Raw genomic sequence first — 19,732 nt, 5'->3', positions numbered from 1 at the left:
ACAGTTCTTGGCGATTTCTTGGACTACCCGGACAGGCGAGCCACCAGGCAGGGTCCGCCCTCGTAGATGCCCCCGTCGATGTCGAGCGCGAGCCCGTCGGCGTAGAGCCGCGGCTCGGCGTAGGAGTCGAAGGGCTCATGGAAGAGGTCGCCGATGATGCTGTGCCCGTGCACGATCCGCTCGCCGCCGAGGGTGTCGAGGAGCAGGCGGGCGGTGGCCGACCCTGACGCCCCAGCGAGCTCGTGCCGCTGGCCCATCTGCACCAGGACGTCGAACCAGGCGACCGGGTCGTCGTGGGCAAGCACCTCGCGCACGGCCCCGTTGATCTCCTCGACCGACCCGCCCCACTCGAGGTAGCCGACCGTGTCGGAGTGCATCAGCAGGTGGTCGCCGTCGCGGGCGATCGCCGGCAGCGCGGCCAGCCAGGAGAACAGCTCGTCGTCGATCCCGGCCTGGTCGGACGCGAGACCGCCGTTGCGCGCCCAGATCGAGGAGAAGGTCCGGACCGCCCCGCGGTGGACCACCTCGGTGTCGCCGAACTTCCTGGTGCCCAGGGCGATGACCTCGTGGTTGCCGAGCACGGTGTGCACCGCCCCGCTTGCGTCCGCGGCCTCGCGCGCGAGCCGCCGTACGAGTGCGATCACCCCGAGTCCGTCGGGCCCGCGGTCGAGGAGGTCGCCCAGGACCCACAGCCGCGCATCGCCGCCGGACCAGCGCACCCCGTCGTCGACGAGCCCGGCCTGCCGGAGCGCAGCGGTCAGCTCCGCGAGGTGGCCGTGGGCGTCACTGGTCGCGAAGGTGGCACTCACGCTCAGACCGTACGACGCGTGCGGGGCCCGGAGTAAGGTTGAAGAGTGAACGACACTGCGACCTACACCAAGCAGGGCGAGCCCTTCGAGCGCGACATGACCTACCTCCCCGACCGGATCCTGGCCGGTGAGACGTCCGCGGACCCGCTCGACGACACCTTCCCGGGCGGCTCGAAGGACAGCCCGCGCGACGTGCCGCGCTGGCCGGTGGAGAGCGGTCGCTATCGCCTGGTCGCTGCTCGCGCCTGCCCGTGGGCACACCGCTCGATCATCGTGCGGTCGCTCCTCGGTCTCGAGGACGCGATCTCGTGGGGCGCGCCCGGCCCGACGCACGACGCCCGCAGCTGGACCTTCGACCTCGACCCCGGCGGCGTGGACCCCGTCCTCGGCATCGAGCGCCTGCAGCAGGCCTACTTCGCGCGGGAGGCCGACTACCCCCGCGGCATCACCGTCCCGGCGATCGTCGACGTCGCCTCCGGGCAGGTCGTCACCAACGACTTCCCGCAGATCACCCACGACCTGTCCTTCGAGTGGCGCGAGCACCAGCGCGCCGACGCGCCCGACCTGTGGCCCGCCGATCTCCGCGAGGAGATGGAGTCGGTGATGAAGCGCGTCTTCACCGAGGTCAACAACGGCGTCTACCGCTGCGGCTTCGCCGGCTCCCAGGAGGCCTACGAGGACGCGTACGAGCGCCTCTTCGCCGCCCTGGACTGGCTCGAGGAGAGGCTCGCCGACCGCCGCTTCCTGATGGGCGACGCGATCACCGAGGCCGACGTACGCCTCTTCACGACCCTCGTCCGCTTCGACGCCGTCTACCACGGGCACTTCAAGTGCAACCGCAACAAGCTCACCGAGATGCCGCACCTGTGGGGCTATGCGCGCGACCTCTTCCAGACGCCCGGCTTCGGCGACGAGGTCGACTTCGAGCAGATCAAGCAGCACTACTACGTCGTGCACACCGACATCAACCCCACCCAGATCGTGCCCGCCGGGCCCGACGAGGCGGGCTGGCTGACGCCGCACGGTCGGGGCTGATCGCCCCGACAGAAGGGCCGCACGTCACTGTCCGCGGTCTGGTCCTGCGCACGGCGTGGCCGGCCCAAACCGGTCCGCCTCTTCGAGGTTGGCTCAAGGCCTCTTGCAGGTAGACCGCTACTTCGCCGGATCCCGGCCGTACGCGGCACCGCGGGCGGCATCTTGTCTCATCACATGGTCGTCCACGGGGGTGGGCGACACCGAGTGGCTCACGGTGGCCGTTTGTCAGGAGAGCAACAGTGGGAACTCCGCGTTGGGGGCGTGCCGCGCACGCACGCAGCAGCACGACCGCGCGCGCCGGCGGTGGGTCGCGGGTCGCGGGTCGCGCTGCCTGTTCTGGCCCTCCAGGCGGTGACGAGCACGTCCGCGTCGGCCGTCGACGTCAGGCCGCAGGACCAGGCGCCGCTGTCGGTCGCCGTCACTGCCACGGGCAGCGTCGAACGGGCCTACGCGTGGTCGATCGAGAAGGCCGCCGACGCGGCCGTCCGCTCGACGGACTCCACCAACACCGCGACCTTCCGCTACACCGTCACGGCTCGCGCCGGGGCGATGACGGAGTCCGGCTGGGCGCTCGCCGGCGCCCTCACGGTGACCAACCCCAACGACGGGGAGGGTGGCGCGATCACGGCTGACGCCGGCGTCGTCACCACCCTGGGCGGAGGGAGCTCCTGCACCGTGGTGGGTGGCGACGACCTGGTCGTCCCGGCGGCGGGCCAGCTCACCCTGCCCTACACGTGCACGTTCGCCTCTGCCCCGTCGGGCAGCGGCACGGTCGACGCGACGGTCTCGTGGGACCCGGCGGGCGAGGCGTCCAGCGCCTCCGCGGTCGGCTCCGCGCCGGGCTCGTTCACGGCCGCGTCCGAGACCAACCAGACCGTCGCTGTCGTGGACGACAGGACGGTCGCGGGCCAGCGCGTGGTCCTGGACCCGTCGGTGACGTGGTCGACGGGACTGGTGCGGACCTACACCTACGACCTGGCGCTCGTGGGCAGTGCGCCCGGCACGTGCAGGGCCTACAGCAACACCGCGACGCTCGACCAGCCGAGCGGAGCGGACCCCACCGCCGTCACCACCGTCCAGGCGTGTGCGCCGGAGGTCCTGCCTGCGCAGGCCTTCGGCCAGGCGACCGGGTCGGTCAAGGCCGGCTGCCAGGGCACGGTCCGCACCAGGGTCAGCAACCGCACGGCCGAGACCGTCACCTACCGGCTGCGTGTGGGCAACAAGGTCCACCGGATCGCCGTGAGGTCGCTGGGCCACAGGAAGTTCGTCACGTCCGGTCGGGCGCTGGCGAAGGTGACGTTGAAGGTGGGTTCCACCAGGCTCGACCGGATCCGCATCCCACAGCGGTGTGAGGCCCCCATGGTCCTCCCGGACACCGGCCTTCGGGCCGCCAGCAGCTGATGGCCACCTTCATCACAGGGCGGCGCAGCTAGCCGCCCGGACCTCCACCCCCCATGGAGGGAGCCGGCGTCGACGGGTACCCACGAACCCGTCGGCGCCGGCTCATCGGCATTTCTACGTCCCGTACGCCCGTCCGCAGGCCGCTTTCTGCACCGGGTGGTCCGGTCCTGAGGCGCCTGAACCCCACGGTTTTGTCGAGGAACATCAAGCCTCCCCCCAGATCGTCCTCCACCTTGTCCAAGCCCCTTGGTTGCAGGCGGTGAGGGGGTGACCCTTGTGATCAGAACGTACGGCCGTCCGTCTTGGGGGCGACGGTCGCGTGGTGGGTAAGCGCTGGGGGGCGCCGGTCACGTGTTCGACCAGTGGGATCGACTCGCAGGGGTGCGAGGGACGTACGGGGTGTGCCTTGGGGGCGCACCGCCGGGGCGTCGGCGCTGCCCTTGCGTGGGGTCGGCCCGTCCATCAAACGGCCAGCACCAGCGAAGGAAACACCATGTCTCACTACTCTCGCCGCACCCTCGTCCGCGGCGTCGCGTGGTCCGTACCGGTCGTCGCCGTCGCGGCGAACGCGCCGGCGTTCGCCACCTCGCACGACGTGCCGCCGCCGCCGATCTTCGACTTCACGAAGGGCTACAAGAACCCGGGCAACAAGTGCACGAGCGCCTGCATCCCGAAGGGCTCCTACGGCGTGCCGGTGACGGTGACCAACCAGTCCGGCGAGGACTTCTACATTCAGTTCACGTCCTACTTCATCGGAGCGACGGACATCGGCGTGTTCGGCCTCACCACGGGGATCGTCGGATGCCCCAAGAGCTTCCCCGCGTGTTCCCCCGGAGGCCAGTGCGTCACCACGCCCCCTCTGACTGCCTCGAACAGCGTGTGCGTTCCTTCAGGGACGACTCTGACGATCTATGTCACGTCGAACGAGAACGGCTCCAGTGAGCAGACAAGCCAGGCGATCGACTACAAGTGGATTCGCAAGAGTGACTGCTCGGTCGCCAGCACCGGCCGAGGCACCTCGCCGACCTCGCCGCCGAACGACGTCTGCTGATCAACAAGAAGGCCTGATCCACATGAGACGCGCATTCCTGGCCCTGCTCGCAGTCGGCCTGACCGTCGGTGGGCTGTCGGCGGTGCAGCCTCGGGCAACCGCCGACATGTCCCCGGACGTGTCGTCCACCCACGGGTCAGCGCCCTCCGGGCGCTGACCCACCCCCGCACGAGGAAGCGCCCACACGCTTCCTCCCGCGGCTGCAGCTTCATGCTGCGCCGAACCTCCACCCCCCATGGAGGCGAGCCGGCGTCGACGAGTCACCCACGAGCCCGTCGGCGCCGGCTCAACTGTGCCCGGATGCGGACGCGGCGCGCCCGTGGTGGTCTGGACGTCGTACGCCTCAAACCGCCGCGTACGTCGAGGAACGTCAAGGCCGGGGCCAGATAGCCCGGCGCCTCGTCCAAGGGCCTTGGGTACGGGCGCGCGGATTGGAACGCTTGCGCCTGGAAGCCGTCCGTCTCGGGGGCGACGGCCAGGGGTGTCCGGAGCTGGGGCTGTCGACACCCCGTCCAGCAGTGGGATCGGCTCGCCGGGAGGGGCGGGACACCTGGTGAGCGCGCGTGCGCGCCCGCCGGGCGTCGTCACCCGGGGCGAGGTGACCCCTTGGTGACACCACGCAAAGGACCAACTCCATGTCTGACTTCTCTCGTCGCACGCTCGTCCGGGGGGCCGCGTGGGCGGTGCCGGTGATCTCCGTGGCTGCCACGGTGCCCGCGTTCGCGGCCTCACGCTGCAGCGTGAACGGCGGCATCACGGTGGGTCCCAACACGACGACCGGCTACCGCGCGATCTGCAGCTCGCAGGCGCAGCAGTCCACCCCGACCACCATCAAGCAGGTGTACGGCAACGGCGAGCTGCCGCAGTACATCGACATCTGCACCTGCGACCAGATCACCGGCTGGTACCGGTGGCGCGAGACCGACACGCTGTCCGGCTTCCAGATCGAGGTCGACGGCCTGCACGTCGACCAGTTCGGTGCGAACCAGGGCTACCGTCCGGCGGTCTTCCTCGACGTCAACCCGGACGGCACGGGCGGTTGCAAGCGGTTCGCCCTCTCCTACCGCACCTCCACGGAGCGCAGCCGCACCAACCGTCAGAACTTCTCGATCACCTGGACGCTCGAGCGCAGCACGGGCGGTCAGGACGGCCCCTGGGTGCAGGTCGACCAGTTCACCCGGCAGGTGTCGATCATCCGGACCACGGGCACCAACAACAACGACGGCACCGACTTCAACCAGTGCTCGACCCAGGGCAGGATCGCCGCCGGCGCGACCGACTGACCCACGTTCCCCCTCCCCGATCCGAGGGTGGGGAGGGGGAACGGGGACGGCCCGTGAGATTGGTGCTGGCAGGCTCCGGCCGATACGTTGACCCCCATCATGTGGTCGGGGTCACACACGCCGACGACCACGCTGCAAGCCGTCGGCGTCCGGCGATCCCGCGACTGCCGCTAGCTGTTTGAAGGAGAGTGCGTTGTCCGATCCTGCCGGTTTTGGCCCCGACCTCGCGGAGGTCTTCGGGCCCTCGCAGTCCGACGGTGGCCCCGACCTCGTCCAGCTGCTGACCCCCGAGGGCGAGCGCGTCCACCACCCCGAGTTCGACCACGACTTCTCGGCCGAGGAGCTCCGCGGCCTCTATCGCGACATGGTGCTGACGCGACGCATCGACGTCGAGGCCACCGCGCTCCAGCGCCACGGCGAGCTCGGCATCTGGGCCCAGCTGCTCGGCCAGGAGGCGGCGCAGATCGGCGCCGGCCGCGCCATGCGTCCCCAGGACTACGCCTTCCCGACCTACCGCGAGCACGGCGTCGCCTACTGCAAGGGCGTCGACCCGCTGCGACTGCTCGGCCTGTTCCGGGGCGTCGACCAGGGTGGCTGGGACCCCAACGAGAACAACTTCGGGCTCTACACGATCGTCATCGGCGCCCAGACCCTGCACGCCACCGGCTACGCCATGGGCATGCAGCGCGACGGGGTGGTCGGCACCGGCGACCCCGAGCGCGACTCGGCCGTCCTCGCCCACTTCGGTGACGGCGCGTCCTCGCAGGGCGACGTCAACGAGGCCTTCATCTTCGCCGCGTCCTACAACGCCCCTGTCGTGTTCTTCTGCCAGAACAACCAGTGGGCCATCTCTGAGCCGATCGAGCGCCAGACCCGCATCCCGCTCTACCAGCGCGCGCTGGGCTTCGGGTTCCCGGGCATCCGCGTCGACGGCAACGACGTGCTGGCGACGTACGCCGTCACCAAGGCCGCGCTGCAGCGCGCGCGGGACGGAAACGGCCCGTCGTTCGTCGAGGCCTACACCTACCGGATGGGCGCGCACACCACGACCGACGACCCGACCCGCTACCGCCTCAACGACGAGCTCGAGCACTGGAAGCTCAAGGACCCGATCGAGCGGCTCAAGGTCTACCTCCGCCGCAACGGCCTGGTCGACCAGCAGTTCTTCGACGACCTCGACGCCGAGGCCAAGGAGCTGGGCCACCACCTCCGCGAGGGATGCAAGGCGCTGCCCGACCCCAAGCCGATGGACCAGTTCGGCTACGTCTTCAGCGAGATGACCGACGAGATCCGCGAGCAGCGGGACGGCTTCGCTGCCTACCTCGCTTCCTTTGAGGAGTCGCACTGATGAGCGCCAACACGCAGAAGATCACGCTCGCCAAGGGCCTCAACATGGGCCTGCGCAAGGCCATGGAGGCCGACGACAAGGTCCTGCTGATGGGTGAGGACGTCGGCAAGCTCGGCGGCGTCTTCCGCATCACCGACGGCCTGCAGAAGGACTTCGGCGAGGACCGGGTCATCGACTCGCCCCTCGCGGAGTCCGGCATCGTCGGCACCGCGGTCGGCATGGCGCTGCGCGGCTACCGCCCCGTCGTGGAGATCCAGTTCGACGGCTTCGTCTACCCCGCCTACGACCAGATCGTGTGCCAGGTCGCCAAGTACACCTACCGCTCGCAGGGGAAGGTGAAGATGCCGATCGTCATCCGCATCCCCTTCGGCGGCGGCATCGGTGCGGTCGAGCACCACTCGGAGAGCCCGGAGGCGCAGTTCGCGCACACCCCCGGCCTCAAGGTGGTGGCGTGCTCCAACCCGGTCGACGGCTACTGGATGATCCAGCAGGCCATCGCCCACGACGACCCGGTCATCTTCCTCGAGCCCAAGCGGCAGTACCACGCCGACAAGGCCGAGCTCGACGAGTCGGCGACGCCCGAGCCCCTGTTCACCTCGCGCGTCGTCCGCGCCGGCACGGACGCCACGGTCCTGGCCTACGGTCCGACCGTGAAGACCGCGCTCAAGTGCGCGGAGGCCGCCGAGTCCGAGGGTCGCAGCCTCGAGGTCATCGACCTGCGGACGCTGTCGCCGCTCGACATGGGGCCGGTCTACGAGTCCGTACGCCGCACCGGCCGCTGCGTCATCACCCACGAGGCGCACGTCAACCTCGGCATGGGTGCCGAGGTGGCAGCCCGGATCACCGAGCAGTGCTTCTACTCCCTCGAGGCTCCCGTGCTCCGGGTCGGCGCCTTCGACATGCCCTACCCGCCGTCGCGGATCGAGGAGGAGTACCTCCCCGACCTCGACCGGGTGCTCGACGCCGTCGACCGCACCTTCGCGTACTGATGGGCTCGCTCCGCTTCGCCGTGTCCGCGTCGCCGCAAGGCGCCGACGAACCCCCCCGCTGGTCGAGGAGGTCGCCCAGCGACCGTCACGAGACCCGGTCCCGAAAGGTTTCTCATGTCTGAGTTCCTGCTTCCCGACGTCGGCGAGGGTCTCACCGAGGCCGAGATCGTCGCCTGGAAGGTCAAGGTCGGCGACACGATCGAGATCAACGACGTGATCGTCGAGATCGAGACCGCCAAGTCGCTGGTCGAGCTGCCCTCCCCCTACGAGGGGACCGTCCTGGCCCTGCTCGTGTCCGAGGGCGAGATGGTGCCCGTCGGCACCCCGATCATCTCGATCGGTGCCGCGGGCGAGGCGCCCGCCGTGCAGACCGAGTCCGACCCCTACCTCGGCATGGCCCAGAAGGCCGGCAGCGAGGACGGGGGACAGGGTGCCGCCCCGGCGCCGGCCGACCTGTCCGCGATGGACCTGTCCAACCCCGCAGCCTCCGGCTCGATGGAGGGCGCGTCCCTCGTCGGTCGGATTAAGGCCGAGCGCGGCCCGATGCGCCGGGCCCGCCGCGGCTCGGCCTCGCCGAGCACCGACGCCGGCGCCCAGACGCAGCTGCAGGTCCAGGGCGCGTTCTCGCCCGGTGGCGCCCAGTCGCAGGACGTGCTGCCGGCCGACGAGTCACCGGTGCCGGCCGTCGACCAGCGACCCGTCCCCGCGGCCGCGCCCGCCGAAGCGCTGGTCCCGGCCGCCGCGCAGGCCGAGCCGGCCGACGTACGAGCACTGGCGAAGCCGCCGGTGCGCAAGCTCGCCAAGGACCTCGGGGTCGACCTGGCCACGCTCACCGGCTCCGGGCCGTCGGGGTCGATCACCCGCGACGACGTCCACAGTGCCGCGTCGGGCAGTCGTACGCCGGCCGCTCCCGCCGCTGCGCCGGCTGCTGCCAGCGCTGCGCCCGGCGAGCGCGAGACCCGCGAGCCGATCAAGGGCGTACGCAAGATGATGGCGTCGGCGATGAGCCACTCGGCCTTCACCAGCCCGCACGTCACCGAGTGGATCACCGTCGACGTGACCGCGGCCATGCAGCTCGTGGCCCGGCTGAAGAAGCGTCCCGAGTTCCGCGACGTCAAGGTCAGCCCGCTGCTGGTGCTGGCCCGCGCCGTCATCCTCGCGATCAAGAAGACCCCGGAGATCAACTCGTTCTGGGACGAGGCGGCGCAGGAGGTCGTGCTCAAGCACTACGTCAACCTCGGCATCGCCGCGGCGACGCCCCGCGGGCTGGTCGTGCCCAACGTCAAGGACGCCGACGCCCTGTCGATGACCGAGCTGGCGGGTGCGCTCGGCGAGCTCACGGCCACCGCGCGCGAGGGGAGGACGCAGCCGGCCGAGATGGCCGGAGGCACCTTCACGATCACCAACGTCGGCGTCTTCGGCGTCGACGCGGGCACCCCGATCATCAACCCCGGCGAGTCCGCCATCCTCTGCTTCGGCGCGATCAACAAGCGCCCGTGGGTGGACGAGGCGGGCGAGATCGTGGTCCGCGACGTGACCACGCTGGCGCTGTCCTTCGACCACCGCCACATCGACGGCGAGAAGGGTTCGCGCTTCCTGGCCGACGTCGCGGGGATCCTGTCGGACCCGGGGACCGCGCTGCTCTTCTGAGGCTCCGGCATCCAGGGACGATCCGGTGGGAGGAGCGGTCTCAGCGCCCACCAGTTCGTCCCTGGATTTCCGGGCGTACGCCGGTCACCGGGCGTGCCAGGCGGCCAGCACCTCGGCCTCCCGCTCGGGCGAGATCGCCACGACGGGGGAGTCGAGGCAGCCCGGCGCGGTCTCCTCGACGGACCGCAGCCGGAGTCCGGCCGCGACGGCCGGGCCGGGGTCGTGCGCGAGCATGCCGCCGTACTCCGGGCGCGGCAGCCACAGCGGCAGCGAGCCCTCGCCGGACCAGGGCTCCACGCCCTGCCCCTCGAGGAAGTCCTGGTCCACCCAGGTGAGGTCAGGGGACGGGTTGCCGACCCCGGCGCCCACTGCAAACAGCAGCTCACCCAGCGGCATCGGCGTGCCGACCGCGTCGTAGGCGCCGGTCGTCCGCGACTCGGCCAGGTCGAGCAGCCAGGTCGCGAGGTCGCGTACGTCGATCACCTGGACGACGTCCTCGGGTCGCCCGGGCGCCAGCACCTCCCCGCCGCGCGCCAGCCGCTGGGGCCAGTGCGCGAAACGACCGGTCGGGTCGCCGGGACCGACGATGAGACCCGGTCGCGCGACGACGCTCGACGCGGCCTGCGAGTGCACGACCTGCTCGCACGCCACCTTCATGCCGCCGTAGGCATCGGGATCGACGGCAAGGTCGACGTCGTCGGTGACCGGCTCCGCGAACGGACCCATTGCGGGGGACGAGTTGTCGGAGTAGACGCTGACCGTCGAGACGAAGACCCAGTGGGCCTCGGCGGTCGCTGCCACCGCACGACGGACGTGGGACGGGAGGCGCGCGACATCGATGACGGCGTCCCACACGCCCTCGCGGAGTGCGTCGGGTGCCTCGTCCGCACGGTCCCATGACAGGTGACGTACGCCGTCGGGCAGCGTCCCTGACTCCCCGCGGCAGGCGCAGGTGACGTCCCACCCCCGCGTGACGGCCTGGGTCGCGACCTCGCGGGAGACGAACCGGGTGCCACCGAGCACGAGCAGCTTCATGGGTCCACTCCACTGGTCAGGGCCGGGGACGGGCAAGGCGGTTCGCTGTCAGCGCAACGCGTGGACCCCTTTGTCAGGTGGGCCGTCGCGCTGCGAGACTGGGGCTCTCGGATCGTGCGTGAAGGGAGCGGGCCCATGGCCCTCGATGCTGCCACGGCTGCCTCAGGCGAGGCGCCAGCTGCTGCGCTGCTGGCCCGCGCGCAACAGGTGGCCGACCAGCTGCAGAGCGAGGCCCGGCAGGAGGCCGACCGGCTCACCGCGGACCTCGCCGTGCTGCGCGAGGAGGCCCGTCGGCTGATGGCCGAGGCCGACCGCGATCACGCCGAGGCCGGGCGGGCCCGCAAGCAGGCCGAGCAGGTCCTGGCCGGCGCCTCGGAGGAGGCGGCGACCATCGTCGTCGACGCCCACGAGCAGGCCGGGCTGCTGATGAGCTCGGCGGGGAGCGCGCGCGACCAGGAGGTCGCGCAGGCGAGGGTCGAGGCAGAGGAGCTGCGGTCCCGGGCGCAGCAGGACGCGCACGCGCTGCGGACCGAGGCGCAGGGGCTGCGCGACACCGCAGCGGCCGAGACGTCCTCGCTCCTCGAGGCCGCGAAGGTCGAGGCCGATGCTGCGGTCGCTGCCGCTCAGGAGACCGCCGCCCGGCTGGTGGAGGAGGGGCGTGCCACCGGCCAGCACCACCTCGACTCCGCGACCACGGAGGCCGAGTCCCTGCGCGCGAGCGCCTCCGCGGAGTCCGCGCGGATGCTCGACGAGGCCACCCGTCACGCCGAGGAGCTGCGCAGCAGCACGGCTGCCGAGGCCGAGCGGGTCCGACTGGCCGCCGACCAGACCCTCGCCGTGGCCCGCGCCGAGAGCGAGGAGCAGCTGCGCCAGGCCGCCGAGCAGACCGAGTGGGCGACCGCCACGGTCCGCTCCGTGCTCGACGGTGCCGCTGGCGAGGCCGACGTGATCCGCAAGGCCGGGCACGCGGAGGTCGGCGCCCACACCAGTGCCGTACGCCGTCGCCTGCAGGGCGTCATCGCCGCGGTCGCCGGACGGATGGCCCTCGAGCTCGCCGATGCCCGGCAGCGCGCCGACGACCTGGCCCAGGTCGCCGCCCTCGCGCTCGCCGAGGTGGAGAGCGAGGTCACGGCCACGCGCGAGCGCGCCGAGGCCGAGGCCGCACGGGTCGTCGCGGACGCGACCGACGAGTCCGAGCGTGCCGTCGCCCGTCTCGAGCGTCGTCGCGCCGAGGCGGAGTCCGGTGCGGCCAGCCTGCGCGCGCTCGTGGCCGAGGAGGTCACCCGCAGCCGCGCCGAGGCCGCGGAGGACCGTCGCCGCGCCCGCGAGGAGTCACTCGCCCTCGTCGCGGACGGACGGGCCGAGGCCGACCAGCTCCGCGACGGCGCGCGCCGTGCGCTCGAGCGGGCCCGCGCCGAGATCGCGCAGCTCCAGACCCAGCGCGACGGCATCGCCGCCGAGCTCGCCCAGCTCTCCGGCGTCATCGAGGCGCTGTCGGTCCCCGAGCGCGAGCAGGCCGCGGACACCCCCACCGTCCATGCCCCCACCCCCACTCCCACCACCCCCGACGACCTGGAGAGCTCCGATGCCTGAAGAGATGTTCACGACGGTGCGCCGTGGCTACGACCCCGCCGAGGTCGAGCGCGCGATCGGCCAGGCGCGGGGCGAGGTCGCGGAGCTGCAGAAGCGGCTGGCGGCCGCCGAGGCAGCCGCGGAGCAGGCGCGCGGCGAGGCCTCGACCTCCCGGGAGGCGCTGGTCTCGCGGGAGGCGCAGGAGCCGGAGCTGCCGACGTACGACCACCTCGGCGAGCGCATCGGCCAGATCCTCTCCCTCGCCGAGGCCGAGGCGGCCGAGATCCGCGACCGCGTGGTCGGTGAGGTCGAGGCGCTGCGCAAGGACGCCGAGGCCGCGTCACAGGCGGTCCGCTCGGATGCGGACAGGTACGCCGAGGAGACCCGACGCGACGCCGACGCGGAGGGCGCGCGGCTCGTCGCCGACGCGCGCACGGCCGCCGACTCCGAGCGTGACGCCGCCGAGCGTGACGCCTCCGCGCGTCGTGCCGAGGCCGAGGCGCTGCACGAGGACGCGCGGGCCCAGGCCGCCCAGGCCGCCGCCGACTTCGAGACGACGTTGGCCGAGCGCCGGCAGCGCTCCACCTCCGAGTTCCAGGCCCAGCAGGCCGCGACCCAGGCCGAGCTCGACGCGATGACGGCCCGCAACCGCGACGCCGAGTCGGCGATGGAGCGGACGCGCAGCGAGGCCGAGGCCAAGGTGGCGCGCCTGCTCGCCGACGCCGAGGAGCGCTCGACGACGATGGTGGCCGAGGCCCGCGCGACGGCCGACCGGGTGCGGGCCGAGTCCGAGCGCGAGCTCGCCGCCGCGTCGCAGCGCCGCGACAGCATCAACGCCCAGCTCTCCAACGTCCGGCAGATGCTGGCCACCCTCACCGGCACGAGCGTGCCGGGGGTCGGCGCGGTCGCTGCGGTCCCGGAGACGCCTAGCGAGGTCGAGGTGGCCACCGACCAAGCGCCGGAGGCCGACGACGCGCCGGTCGCGGACGACGTACAGCCCGAGGGTGACGCGCCTGAGTCCCCCGAGCAGCGGTGAGCCACGCAGGTTCTGAGGCCCCGGAACCTGCCTCACGCACCACCCATCCCAGCAGCGGTGAGCCACGCAGGTTCTGAGGCCCCGGAACCTGCCTCACGCACCGCGCGACGAGTCGGCGACCCTCAGACGTATCTGCGCGCCCGCTTCGTCGCCGACCCCGGCCCGGCGGCCAGCAGCGCGCTGAGCTCGTGCTCGAGGACTGCCCCGACCCGGCGGCAGAACGCCTCGGGCTCGTCGGCGGCGTCGGGCTTCTCCGCCACGATCCGGTCGACGATGCCGCGCCTGTAGAGGTCGAGCGCTCGCACCTGCTGGGCCCGTGCCATCTCCGGGGCGTGGTCGAGGTCGCGGTGCACGATCGCAGACGCTCCCTCCGGCGGCAACGGCGAGAGCCACGCGTGCTGCGCGGCGACCACACGGTCGGCCGGGATCAGTGCCAGCGCTCCGCCGCCGTTGCCCTCGCCGAGCATGAGGCACAGGGTCGGCGCGTCCAGCGTCACCAGGTCGGCGAGCGAGCGCGCGATCTCGCCGGCCAGTCCGCCGTTCTCCGCGTCCGCTGAGAGGGCAGCACCCTGGGTGTCGATGACGGTCACGAGCGGCAGCCCGAGCTCGGAGGCGAGGCGCATCCCGCGCCGCGCCTCGCGCAGTGCCTCCGGACCCATCGGGTGGTCGGTGGTCTGGCCGCGCCGGTCCTGCCCGAGGAAGACACACGGAGCCTCGCCGAACCTCGCCAGCGCGATGAGCAGCCCGGGGTCCGACTCGCCCTGCCCGGTCCCGTTGAGCGGCACGACGTCGCTCGCGGCGTAGCGCAGCAGACGTCGTACGCCGGGCCGGTCGGGGCGCCGCGACCGCGTCACGCAGTCCCACGCGTCGACGTCGGGGACCGACTCCTGCCCGGGGTCGGCGACCGGGGCCACGCCCTCGCGGGCAGCCATCAGGATGCTCAGCGCGCGGTCGAGGATCTCACCGATCTCGTCGGGCGGCAGGACGGCGTCGATGATGCCGTGCGCGTAGAGGTTCTCCGAGGTCTGTACGTCGCTGGGGAACGGCCTGTCGTAGAGCGCCTCGTAGACCCGGGGCCCGAGGAAGCCGACCAGGGCGCCGGGCTCGGCGACGGTCACGTGGCCGAGCGAGCCCCACGAGGCCATCACGCCGCCGGTCGTCGGGTTGCGCAGGTAGACGAGGTAGGGCAGCCCCGCGGTGCGGTGGGCCGCGACAGCCGCGGAGATCCGCACCATCTGCACGAAGGCGGGCGTGCCCTCCTGCATCCGGGTGCCACCGCTGATCGGGGCCGCGACGAGGGGCAGTCCCTCCCGGGTCGCGCGCTCGATGCCGGCCACGATCCGGTCTGCAGCGGCACGTCCGATGGAGCCGGCGAGGAAGCCGAACTCGCCCACCAGCACGCCGATCCGACGCCCGTGCAGCCGCGCCTCGCCGGTCAGCACGGACTCGTCGACCCCGGACTTCTCGGCCGCGGCGGCCAGCTCGGCGGCGTACGCCTCACTGATCCCGTCCCGCGCCGGCGGCGTGTCCCACGAGGACCACGAGTCGTCGTCGAGGACCAGGTCGATCAGGTCGTGCGCGGACAGGCGGCTCATGCAGGGACGCCCGGCTTCGGCGTACGCGGTCCGGTGATCCAGCCGTCGAAGAAGCGGGACAGCTCGCGGCCCGTCGCGGACTCCCAGTGCGCGAAGATCTGCTCGCGGGAGACCGACATGTTGTCGTGCTGCTCGAGCCACGACCGCGCGATCGCGTAGAACTCGTCGTCGCCGAGCTCGAGGCGCAGCTCGTTCCACATGAGCGCAGGCGTGTAGTAGATGTTGGACGCGCCGAACTGCTGCGGGTCGTACGCCCCGGGCGGGCCGTACTGGTCGCGCAGGGACTGATCGCCCGCGCGGGCCGTCTGGATGGTGTCGCGCAGGGGACGGATGTCGTGCTCGTCCTCGTAGATCCACTGCAGCAGCATCGTCATGCCCTCGTTGAGCCACACGTCGCGCCAGTCCGACGGCGAGACCTGGTCGCCGTACCACTGGTGGACGAGCTCGTGGGTGATCACCTGCGGTGACAGGACGTAGTCGGTGTTGCCCAGCGTCACCATCGTCTGGGTCTCCATCGCGCTCTGCGAGTCGGTGACGACGAGGCCGAGGGAGTCGAAGGGGTAGGGCCCGAGCTTGGTCTCGATCCAGTCGATCGACGCGGCGGCGGTCTGCAGGTTGTCGAGGCCCATGACCATGCCGCGCGGGGTCCAGTAGTCCACCCGCAGTCCCGACTCGGAGGCGTTGCTCGCGTGGGCGTAGTCGCCGATGGCGAGGGTGACGAGGTAGGACGACGCCGGCTCGGTGAGCTGCCACGACGTGGTGGTGGTCCCGGCGTCGGTGGTCAGCTCGGTGAGGTGGCCGTTGGAGATCCCGGTCCACGGGGCGGGCGCGCGGACCGTGACGTCGTAGAGCGCCTTGTCGGACGGGTGGTCGTTGACGGGGTACCAGGTGTAGGCGCCGAAGGGCTCCTGCATCGTCCACACCTCGCCGGAGTCGGTGATGGTGAAGCCGGTGGTGGAGAAGTCGCTGCGGGTGGTCGGGGCAGGCGCCGGCTCGGGCGTGCCGACGTAGTCGAGGGCGAGCTCGTAGCGCTGGTCCTGCTCGACGGCGGCCCGCACGACGAGGTTCTTGCCGCGCCGCGCGAACCCCACCCCCTCACCGTCGAGGGTGACGTCGCCGACGGTGAGCCCCGGTCCCAGGTCGAGCTGGAACCGCGGTGCGGTGCGGGTGGCGCGGAACGTCACGACGGCGCTGGCGGTGAGTTGCTCCGCGGTCGGGTCCCAGGCGAGGTCGAGGTCGTAGAGGAGGGCGTCGACGCGCGGGTCGCCGACGTCGGGGTAGACGCTGTCCTCGGCCGGGGTGGACAGCGCAAGGTCGAGGTCCTGTTGGGCCGCCTCGGTGACCGGCGCGGCGGAGGACGCCGCCACGCCGTCCTCACCGTCGCTGGACGCGGCGGCCGACGGCTCCGGGGTGGCCAGCTCGTCGGGGGCCTCGGCGCCGGAGGAGCAGCCGGTGAGGACGGCGAGCAGCAGCGCGGCGACGAGTCGAGTGCGCATCCCTGCGGCGGACACTGCCGCGAGCGCACTCGACCGCGCGTGGCTCACCGATCGCCCCGGAGGAGGGGCCGCGCCAGCTTCCGGCCGTGGTGGATCTGCGCCTTCACCGTGCCGAGCGGGGCACCGACGAGCGCGGCGATCTCGTCGTAGGGGAGGCCGTAGACGTCGCGCAGCAGCAGCGGCTCGACGTACTGCGGGTGGTCGCGCTCGATGCTCTCCATCGCCTCGAGCAGGTCGAGGCGGGTGCCGGCGATGACGCTGGTGGTGCGCGGGTCGGGCCGGTCGTGGGCGCCGTCCTCGAAGTCGGTGGGCGTGGCGAGGTTCTTCAACCGGCGGTACGTCGTGCGCGCGCTGTTGACCGACACGACGTGCAGCCACGTGGTGAACCGGCCGCGGCCGCCCCACGAGCCGATCTTCGTCGCGACGTTGAGCATCGCCTCCTGGCAGGCGTCCTCGGCGTCGCCGGAGTAGGGAAGCACGCCGCGGCAGATGTTCAGCACCCGAGGGCGTACCTCGCCCAGCAGCGACTCGAGCGCGTCGCGGTCCCCGTCGCGGGCGGTCCGCGCCAGCTCGTCGATCTCGTCCGGCGTCGCCGCGACCCCGTGGTCCCCCGAATTGCTCACCCCTGCACGATAATGCCCGGGTGTCCGCTCCTTCTCGTCTCGGTCGTTATCCGGTGCGCCGCCGCATCGGTTCGGGAGCCTTCGCGACCGTCTGGCTCGCCTACGACGAGCACCTCGACTCGCCCGTGGCGATCAAGGTCCTGGCCGACAACTGGACCGGCGACCTGCACATCCGCCAGCGCTTCCTGGAGGAGGGCCGCTTCCTCCGCAAGGTCGAGTCGCCCCACGTCGTCACCGTGTACGACGCCGGCGAGCTCGCCGACGACCGCCCCTACCTGGTGATGGCGTACGCCGACCAGGGCACGCTGGCCGACCGCCTCGAGCTGGCCGCGCTGGAGCCGGCGCAGGCGCTGGCCGTCATCACGCAGGTCGGGCTGGGCCTGACCGCGCTGCACGACCGCGGCGTCCTGCACCGCGACATCAAGCCCGCCAACGTGCTCTTCCGGACCATCGAGAACGCCCGCGGGTCGCAGGTCGTGGCGATGGTCGGCGACCTCGGGCTCGGCAAGGCGATGGACATGTCGTCACGGCTCACCCTGGTCGGCGGCACCCCGACGTACGTCGCCCCCGAGCAGGCGCTCGGCGAGGGCCTGGACGCGCGGGCCGACCAGTTCTCCCTCGCTGCCCTCTCCTACTACCTCCTCGCCGGCCGCCAGCCCTACCACCACAAGAGCCTCGCCGCGGCCGAGAACCCCGAGCCGCCCGCGGCCATGGACATCGACAACCCGGAGGCGGAGGCGGTCGTGCTCAGGGGGCTGTCGAAGGACCGCGCCGACCGCTTCGACGACGTCGAGTCCTTCACGACCGCACTCGTCGACGCCCTGGGCGGGGAGGTCGGCGAGGCACCCGAGGCCTGGGTCCCGGCCGACCCCGACCTCACCCGGGCCGCGCGGCGGCCCGATCCGACCGCCGACACCGACGACCTCCCCCCGCTCCCCGGCCCGTCGCGGCGCCGCCGACGCGTGCCGTGGCTGGTGGCCGGGGTGCTCGCGCTGGTCGTCGGGGGTGGCGCCGGGTGGGCCGTGGAGCGGGCCGCGACCGCCGAGCGGACCCTCGACGACGCCACCGGCACGATCTCGGTGACGGTCCCGGAGGAGTGGACCGCCCAGGTCGACCCCGAGCAGTGGACCCCGGCCGAGGGGAGCCAGGTGCAGCCCTCGATCGCCGCCGGCAGCAGGGAGGGGTGGAACACCGATGACGATCCTGCACCGGGCGTCTTCGTCGGCATCCTGGTCGGCGACAAGCTGCCCTCCCGCGTCCCCCAGCACCCGGTCTGCGACACCGCCGGCTCACTGATCGAGGACCAGCAGGACGACGACGACTCGATGACCGTGTTCTTCAACGGTTGCCCGGGCGCCGACGTCACCGTCGAGCGGGTCGTCCAGCTGACGTCCAACCGGCTCCTGTGGGTGCAGGTGCGCAGCGACGACCGGGCGACCGCCAACCGCGTCCTCGAGTCCGTCACGACCTACGGCATCTAGCTGTGGCCGGACCCGGCGCGGGTCTCAGCCCAGCTTGACGTCCGCCGCGATCCGGTCGATCAGGTCGGCCATCCCGGGGTCGTCGACGTCGCGGCCGGTGACCGCGATCTCGACCTGGGCGTTGTCCGAGCCGGTGAGGTCCAACCAGGTGAGGTAGCCGTGGCGCAGGTGGTTGGACGTGACGTAGGTGAAGTGGAGGCTGTCCTCGGTCTGGTCGAGGACGGTCAGGTTCTCCTCGTCCTCGTCGAGGTCGTCGATGCGCCGGTCGAGGGTCCAGTCGATCGAACGCCGGTTGCTCAGGACCTGCTCCACCCGCAGGACATAGCCGAAGGAGGGCTGGTCGGGCGGTCGCCACTGCCACTCGTTGAGGGAGTTGGGTGAGAAGGTCCAGCCGCGCGGCACGGGCAGGGTCATCTGGAAGTCACCGCTGCCGACCTGCTGCCGGACCAGCTCGAGGTCCTGCGCGAGGGGAGGTGTCGCCGGGTCGGGCAACAGCTCGGGCACGGGGTCCACGGGCAGGCTCGGCGACTGCGCCGAGACCGGTGCCGCCGGCCCGCCGCCGGACGGGTGCTCGGCGACGGCCATGGACACCCCGAACCCCGCCACCAGCGCGGTCGCGACCAGCACTCCGAGCACCACCAGCCCCCGCCGCGACACGATCGATGATCCGTCCACCTAGGCGCTCGATGCCCCGCGCATGCCGTCGCCGACGCGCTGGATCAGGTCGCGGGTGCCGTCGACGTCGACCTCCCTGCCGTGCACGACGATCTCGACGTCGGCCTGGCCGCTGGCATCGAGGTCGAGCCACCGCATGAAGCTGTGCCGGGCGTTGCCCTCGTTGCTGCGGTAGGTGTACTCCAGCGAGTCGGCGCCCCGGTCGACGATGAACACGTCCTCCTGCTCGTCGCGCAGCCGCCTGACACGGATGTCGATCGCGTCCTCGATGGTGATGTCCTGGCTGTTGATCTGCTCGATCCGCATGACGTAGGTGTTGTTGGACGTGCCGGGCTGCTTCCACTTCCACTCGTTGGACGCGTTGGTGTTGGTCGTCCAGCCGGTGGGGGCGGGGAAGGTGATCTCGAACTTCCCGGACCCGCGCGTGGTCGTCGTCATCGGGAGGTCCGGCTGCAGCGGCGGGTCGTCGGGGTCCTCGGCGAACGGCTGCGGTGCCTCGACCGGCTGCTCGGGACGCTGGGCGGGCACGGGGGCAGGGACGCCGACCCCGATCGTCGCGTCCCGCGTCTGCGCCGCTGCCGCGTAGCCGGTCCCGGTGCCGACCGCCACGAGCGCGACGAGCACCACCGGCCCCCGCCACTTCATGGGGCCAA

Annotated in this window: 18 protein-coding genes; 11 read left to right on the top strand and 7 right to left on the bottom strand. The window is 72.0% G+C overall.

Going from position 1 to position 19,732, the window contains the following annotated elements; genetic code table 11:
- Positions 1-23: 23 nt before the first annotated feature.
- On the bottom strand, positions 24-809 hold the full coding sequence (locus tag BM127_RS04800) for a metallophosphoesterase (protein WP_091194952.1): 786 nt from the start codon (positions 807-809) through the stop codon (positions 24-26).
- 45 nt (positions 810-854) lie between these two features.
- Here BM127_RS04800 and BM127_RS04795 point away from each other — a divergent pair, with 45 nt between their 5' ends.
- The 8 genes from BM127_RS04795 (at position 855) to BM127_RS04765 (ending at position 9,566) form a co-directional block, all read left to right on the top strand.
- Positions 855-1,844 carry a glutathione S-transferase family protein gene (locus tag BM127_RS04795; RefSeq protein WP_231263067.1) on the top strand — a complete coding sequence of 330 codons (990 nt, stop codon included), beginning with the start codon at positions 855-857 and terminating at the stop codon, positions 1,842-1,844.
- A gap of 261 nt (positions 1,845-2,105) precedes the next feature.
- On the top strand, positions 2,106-3,245 hold the full coding sequence (locus tag BM127_RS04790; protein WP_139227646.1) for a hypothetical protein: 1,140 nt from the start codon (positions 2,106-2,108) through the stop codon (positions 3,243-3,245).
- 406 nt (positions 3,246-3,651) lie between these two features.
- Positions 3,652-4,296 (top strand): hypothetical protein, encoded by a 645-nt coding sequence (locus BM127_RS04785; protein WP_139227645.1) that lies wholly within the window; start codon positions 3,652-3,654, stop codon positions 4,294-4,296.
- A gap of 22 nt (positions 4,297-4,318) precedes the next feature.
- Positions 4,319-4,453, top strand: a complete 135-nt coding sequence (locus tag BM127_RS22990; RefSeq protein WP_269800923.1) for a hypothetical protein — start codon at positions 4,319-4,321, stop codon at positions 4,451-4,453.
- A gap of 478 nt (positions 4,454-4,931) precedes the next feature.
- Positions 4,932-5,579, top strand: a complete 648-nt coding sequence (locus BM127_RS04780) for a hypothetical protein (RefSeq protein ID WP_091194948.1) — start codon at positions 4,932-4,934, stop codon at positions 5,577-5,579.
- Positions 5,580-5,772: 193 nt separating this feature from the next.
- Positions 5,773-6,927, top strand: coding sequence for a pyruvate dehydrogenase (acetyl-transferring) E1 component subunit alpha (gene pdhA, locus BM127_RS04775; RefSeq protein ID WP_231263068.1), 1,155 nt, complete (start codon positions 5,773-5,775; stop codon positions 6,925-6,927).
- Positions 6,927-7,916 (top strand): alpha-ketoacid dehydrogenase subunit beta, encoded by a 990-nt coding sequence (locus BM127_RS04770; protein WP_091194945.1) that lies wholly within the window; start codon positions 6,927-6,929, stop codon positions 7,914-7,916. The genes pdhA and BM127_RS04770 overlap by 1 nt, the downstream gene beginning before the upstream one ends.
- Before the next feature lie 114 nt (positions 7,917-8,030).
- Positions 8,031-9,566 carry a dihydrolipoamide acetyltransferase family protein gene (locus BM127_RS04765; RefSeq protein WP_091194943.1) on the top strand — a complete coding sequence of 512 codons (1,536 nt, stop codon included), beginning with the start codon at positions 8,031-8,033 and terminating at the stop codon, positions 9,564-9,566.
- A gap of 84 nt (positions 9,567-9,650) precedes the next feature.
- On the opposite strand, the gene BM127_RS04760 is transcribed toward BM127_RS04765, so the two are convergent.
- Positions 9,651-10,601: an NAD-dependent epimerase/dehydratase family protein gene (locus tag BM127_RS04760; RefSeq protein ID WP_091194941.1), complete on the bottom strand. Its 951-nt coding sequence runs from the start codon at positions 10,599-10,601 to the stop codon at positions 9,651-9,653.
- A 135-nt stretch (positions 10,602-10,736) separates the two neighbouring features.
- Here BM127_RS04760 and BM127_RS04755 point away from each other — a divergent pair, with 135 nt between their 5' ends.
- Positions 10,737-12,194, top strand: coding sequence for a coiled-coil domain-containing protein (locus tag BM127_RS04755; protein ID WP_091194940.1), 1,458 nt, complete (start codon positions 10,737-10,739; stop codon positions 12,192-12,194).
- Positions 12,187-13,209: a coiled-coil domain-containing protein gene (locus BM127_RS04750; protein WP_139227644.1), complete on the top strand. Its 1,023-nt coding sequence runs from the start codon at positions 12,187-12,189 to the stop codon at positions 13,207-13,209. Before BM127_RS04755 ends, BM127_RS04750 begins: the two co-directional genes overlap by 8 nt.
- Before the next feature lie 122 nt (positions 13,210-13,331).
- On the opposite strand, the gene BM127_RS04745 is transcribed toward BM127_RS04750, so the two are convergent.
- The 3 genes from BM127_RS04745 to BM127_RS04735 are packed head-to-tail and all read right to left on the bottom strand — an operon-like array spanning position 13,332 to position 16,923.
- On the bottom strand, positions 13,332-14,804 hold the full coding sequence (locus BM127_RS04745) for a carboxyl transferase domain-containing protein (protein WP_091194936.1): 1,473 nt from the start codon (positions 14,802-14,804) through the stop codon (positions 13,332-13,334).
- Positions 14,801-16,300 carry a M1 family metallopeptidase gene (locus BM127_RS04740; protein WP_091194934.1) on the bottom strand — a complete coding sequence of 500 codons (1,500 nt, stop codon included), beginning with the start codon at positions 16,298-16,300 and terminating at the stop codon, positions 14,801-14,803. Before BM127_RS04740 ends, BM127_RS04745 begins: the two co-directional genes overlap by 4 nt.
- Before the next feature lie 44 nt (positions 16,301-16,344).
- Entirely contained in the window at positions 16,345-16,923 is a 579-nt protein-coding gene (locus tag BM127_RS04735; RefSeq protein WP_091194933.1) for an RNA polymerase sigma factor, read from the bottom strand.
- 20 nt (positions 16,924-16,943) lie between these two features.
- Here BM127_RS04735 and BM127_RS04730 point away from each other — a divergent pair, with 20 nt between their 5' ends.
- Positions 16,944-18,404: a serine/threonine-protein kinase gene (locus BM127_RS04730; RefSeq protein WP_157829674.1), complete on the top strand. Its 1,461-nt coding sequence runs from the start codon at positions 16,944-16,946 to the stop codon at positions 18,402-18,404.
- Between the two features lie 24 nt (positions 18,405-18,428).
- On the opposite strand, the gene BM127_RS04725 is transcribed toward BM127_RS04730, so the two are convergent.
- Together BM127_RS04725 and BM127_RS04720 are read right to left on the bottom strand one after the other, a co-directional pair.
- Positions 18,429-19,079 carry a hypothetical protein gene (locus tag BM127_RS04725; protein ID WP_091194929.1) on the bottom strand — a complete coding sequence of 217 codons (651 nt, stop codon included), beginning with the start codon at positions 19,077-19,079 and terminating at the stop codon, positions 18,429-18,431.
- Positions 19,080-19,724: a hypothetical protein gene (locus tag BM127_RS04720; RefSeq protein WP_091194928.1), complete on the bottom strand. Its 645-nt coding sequence runs from the start codon at positions 19,722-19,724 to the stop codon at positions 19,080-19,082.
- Positions 19,725-19,732: the final 8 nt, after the last annotated feature.

The organism is Nocardioides alpinus (genome assembly GCF_900112035.1).
Lineage (GTDB): Bacteria > Actinomycetota > Actinomycetes > Propionibacteriales > Nocardioidaceae > Nocardioides > Nocardioides alpinus.
The sequence above is the reverse complement of the archived record's forward strand: the minus strand, read 5'-3'. Positions and strand labels throughout refer to the sequence as shown.

Bases quoted from the DNA above. Each gene is read 5' to 3' on its own strand.
- BM127_RS04745 (WP_091194936.1), bottom strand. From the start codon at position 14,804: ATGAGCCGCCTGTCCGCGCACGACCTGATCGACCTGGTCCTCGACGAC.
- BM127_RS04755 (WP_091194940.1), top strand. From the start codon at position 10,737: ATGGCCCTCGATGCTGCCACGGCTGCCTCAGGCGAGGCGCCAGCTGCT.
- BM127_RS04720 (WP_091194928.1), bottom strand. From the start codon at position 19,724: ATGAAGTGGCGGGGGCCGGTGGTGCTCGTCGCGCTCGTGGCGGTCGGC.
- BM127_RS04750 (WP_139227644.1), top strand. From the start codon at position 12,187: ATGCCTGAAGAGATGTTCACGACGGTGCGCCGTGGCTACGACCCCGCC.
- BM127_RS04740 (WP_091194934.1), bottom strand. From the start codon at position 16,300: ATGCGCACTCGACTCGTCGCCGCGCTGCTGCTCGCCGTCCTCACCGGC.
- BM127_RS04780 (WP_091194948.1), top strand. From the start codon at position 4,932: ATGTCTGACTTCTCTCGTCGCACGCTCGTCCGGGGGGCCGCGTGGGCG.
- BM127_RS04760 (WP_091194941.1), bottom strand. From the start codon at position 10,601: ATGAAGCTGCTCGTGCTCGGTGGCACCCGGTTCGTCTCCCGCGAGGTC.
- BM127_RS22990 (WP_269800923.1), top strand. From the start codon at position 4,319: ATGAGACGCGCATTCCTGGCCCTGCTCGCAGTCGGCCTGACCGTCGGT.
- BM127_RS04770 (WP_091194945.1), top strand. From the start codon at position 6,927: ATGAGCGCCAACACGCAGAAGATCACGCTCGCCAAGGGCCTCAACATG.
- BM127_RS04765 (WP_091194943.1), top strand. From the start codon at position 8,031: ATGTCTGAGTTCCTGCTTCCCGACGTCGGCGAGGGTCTCACCGAGGCC.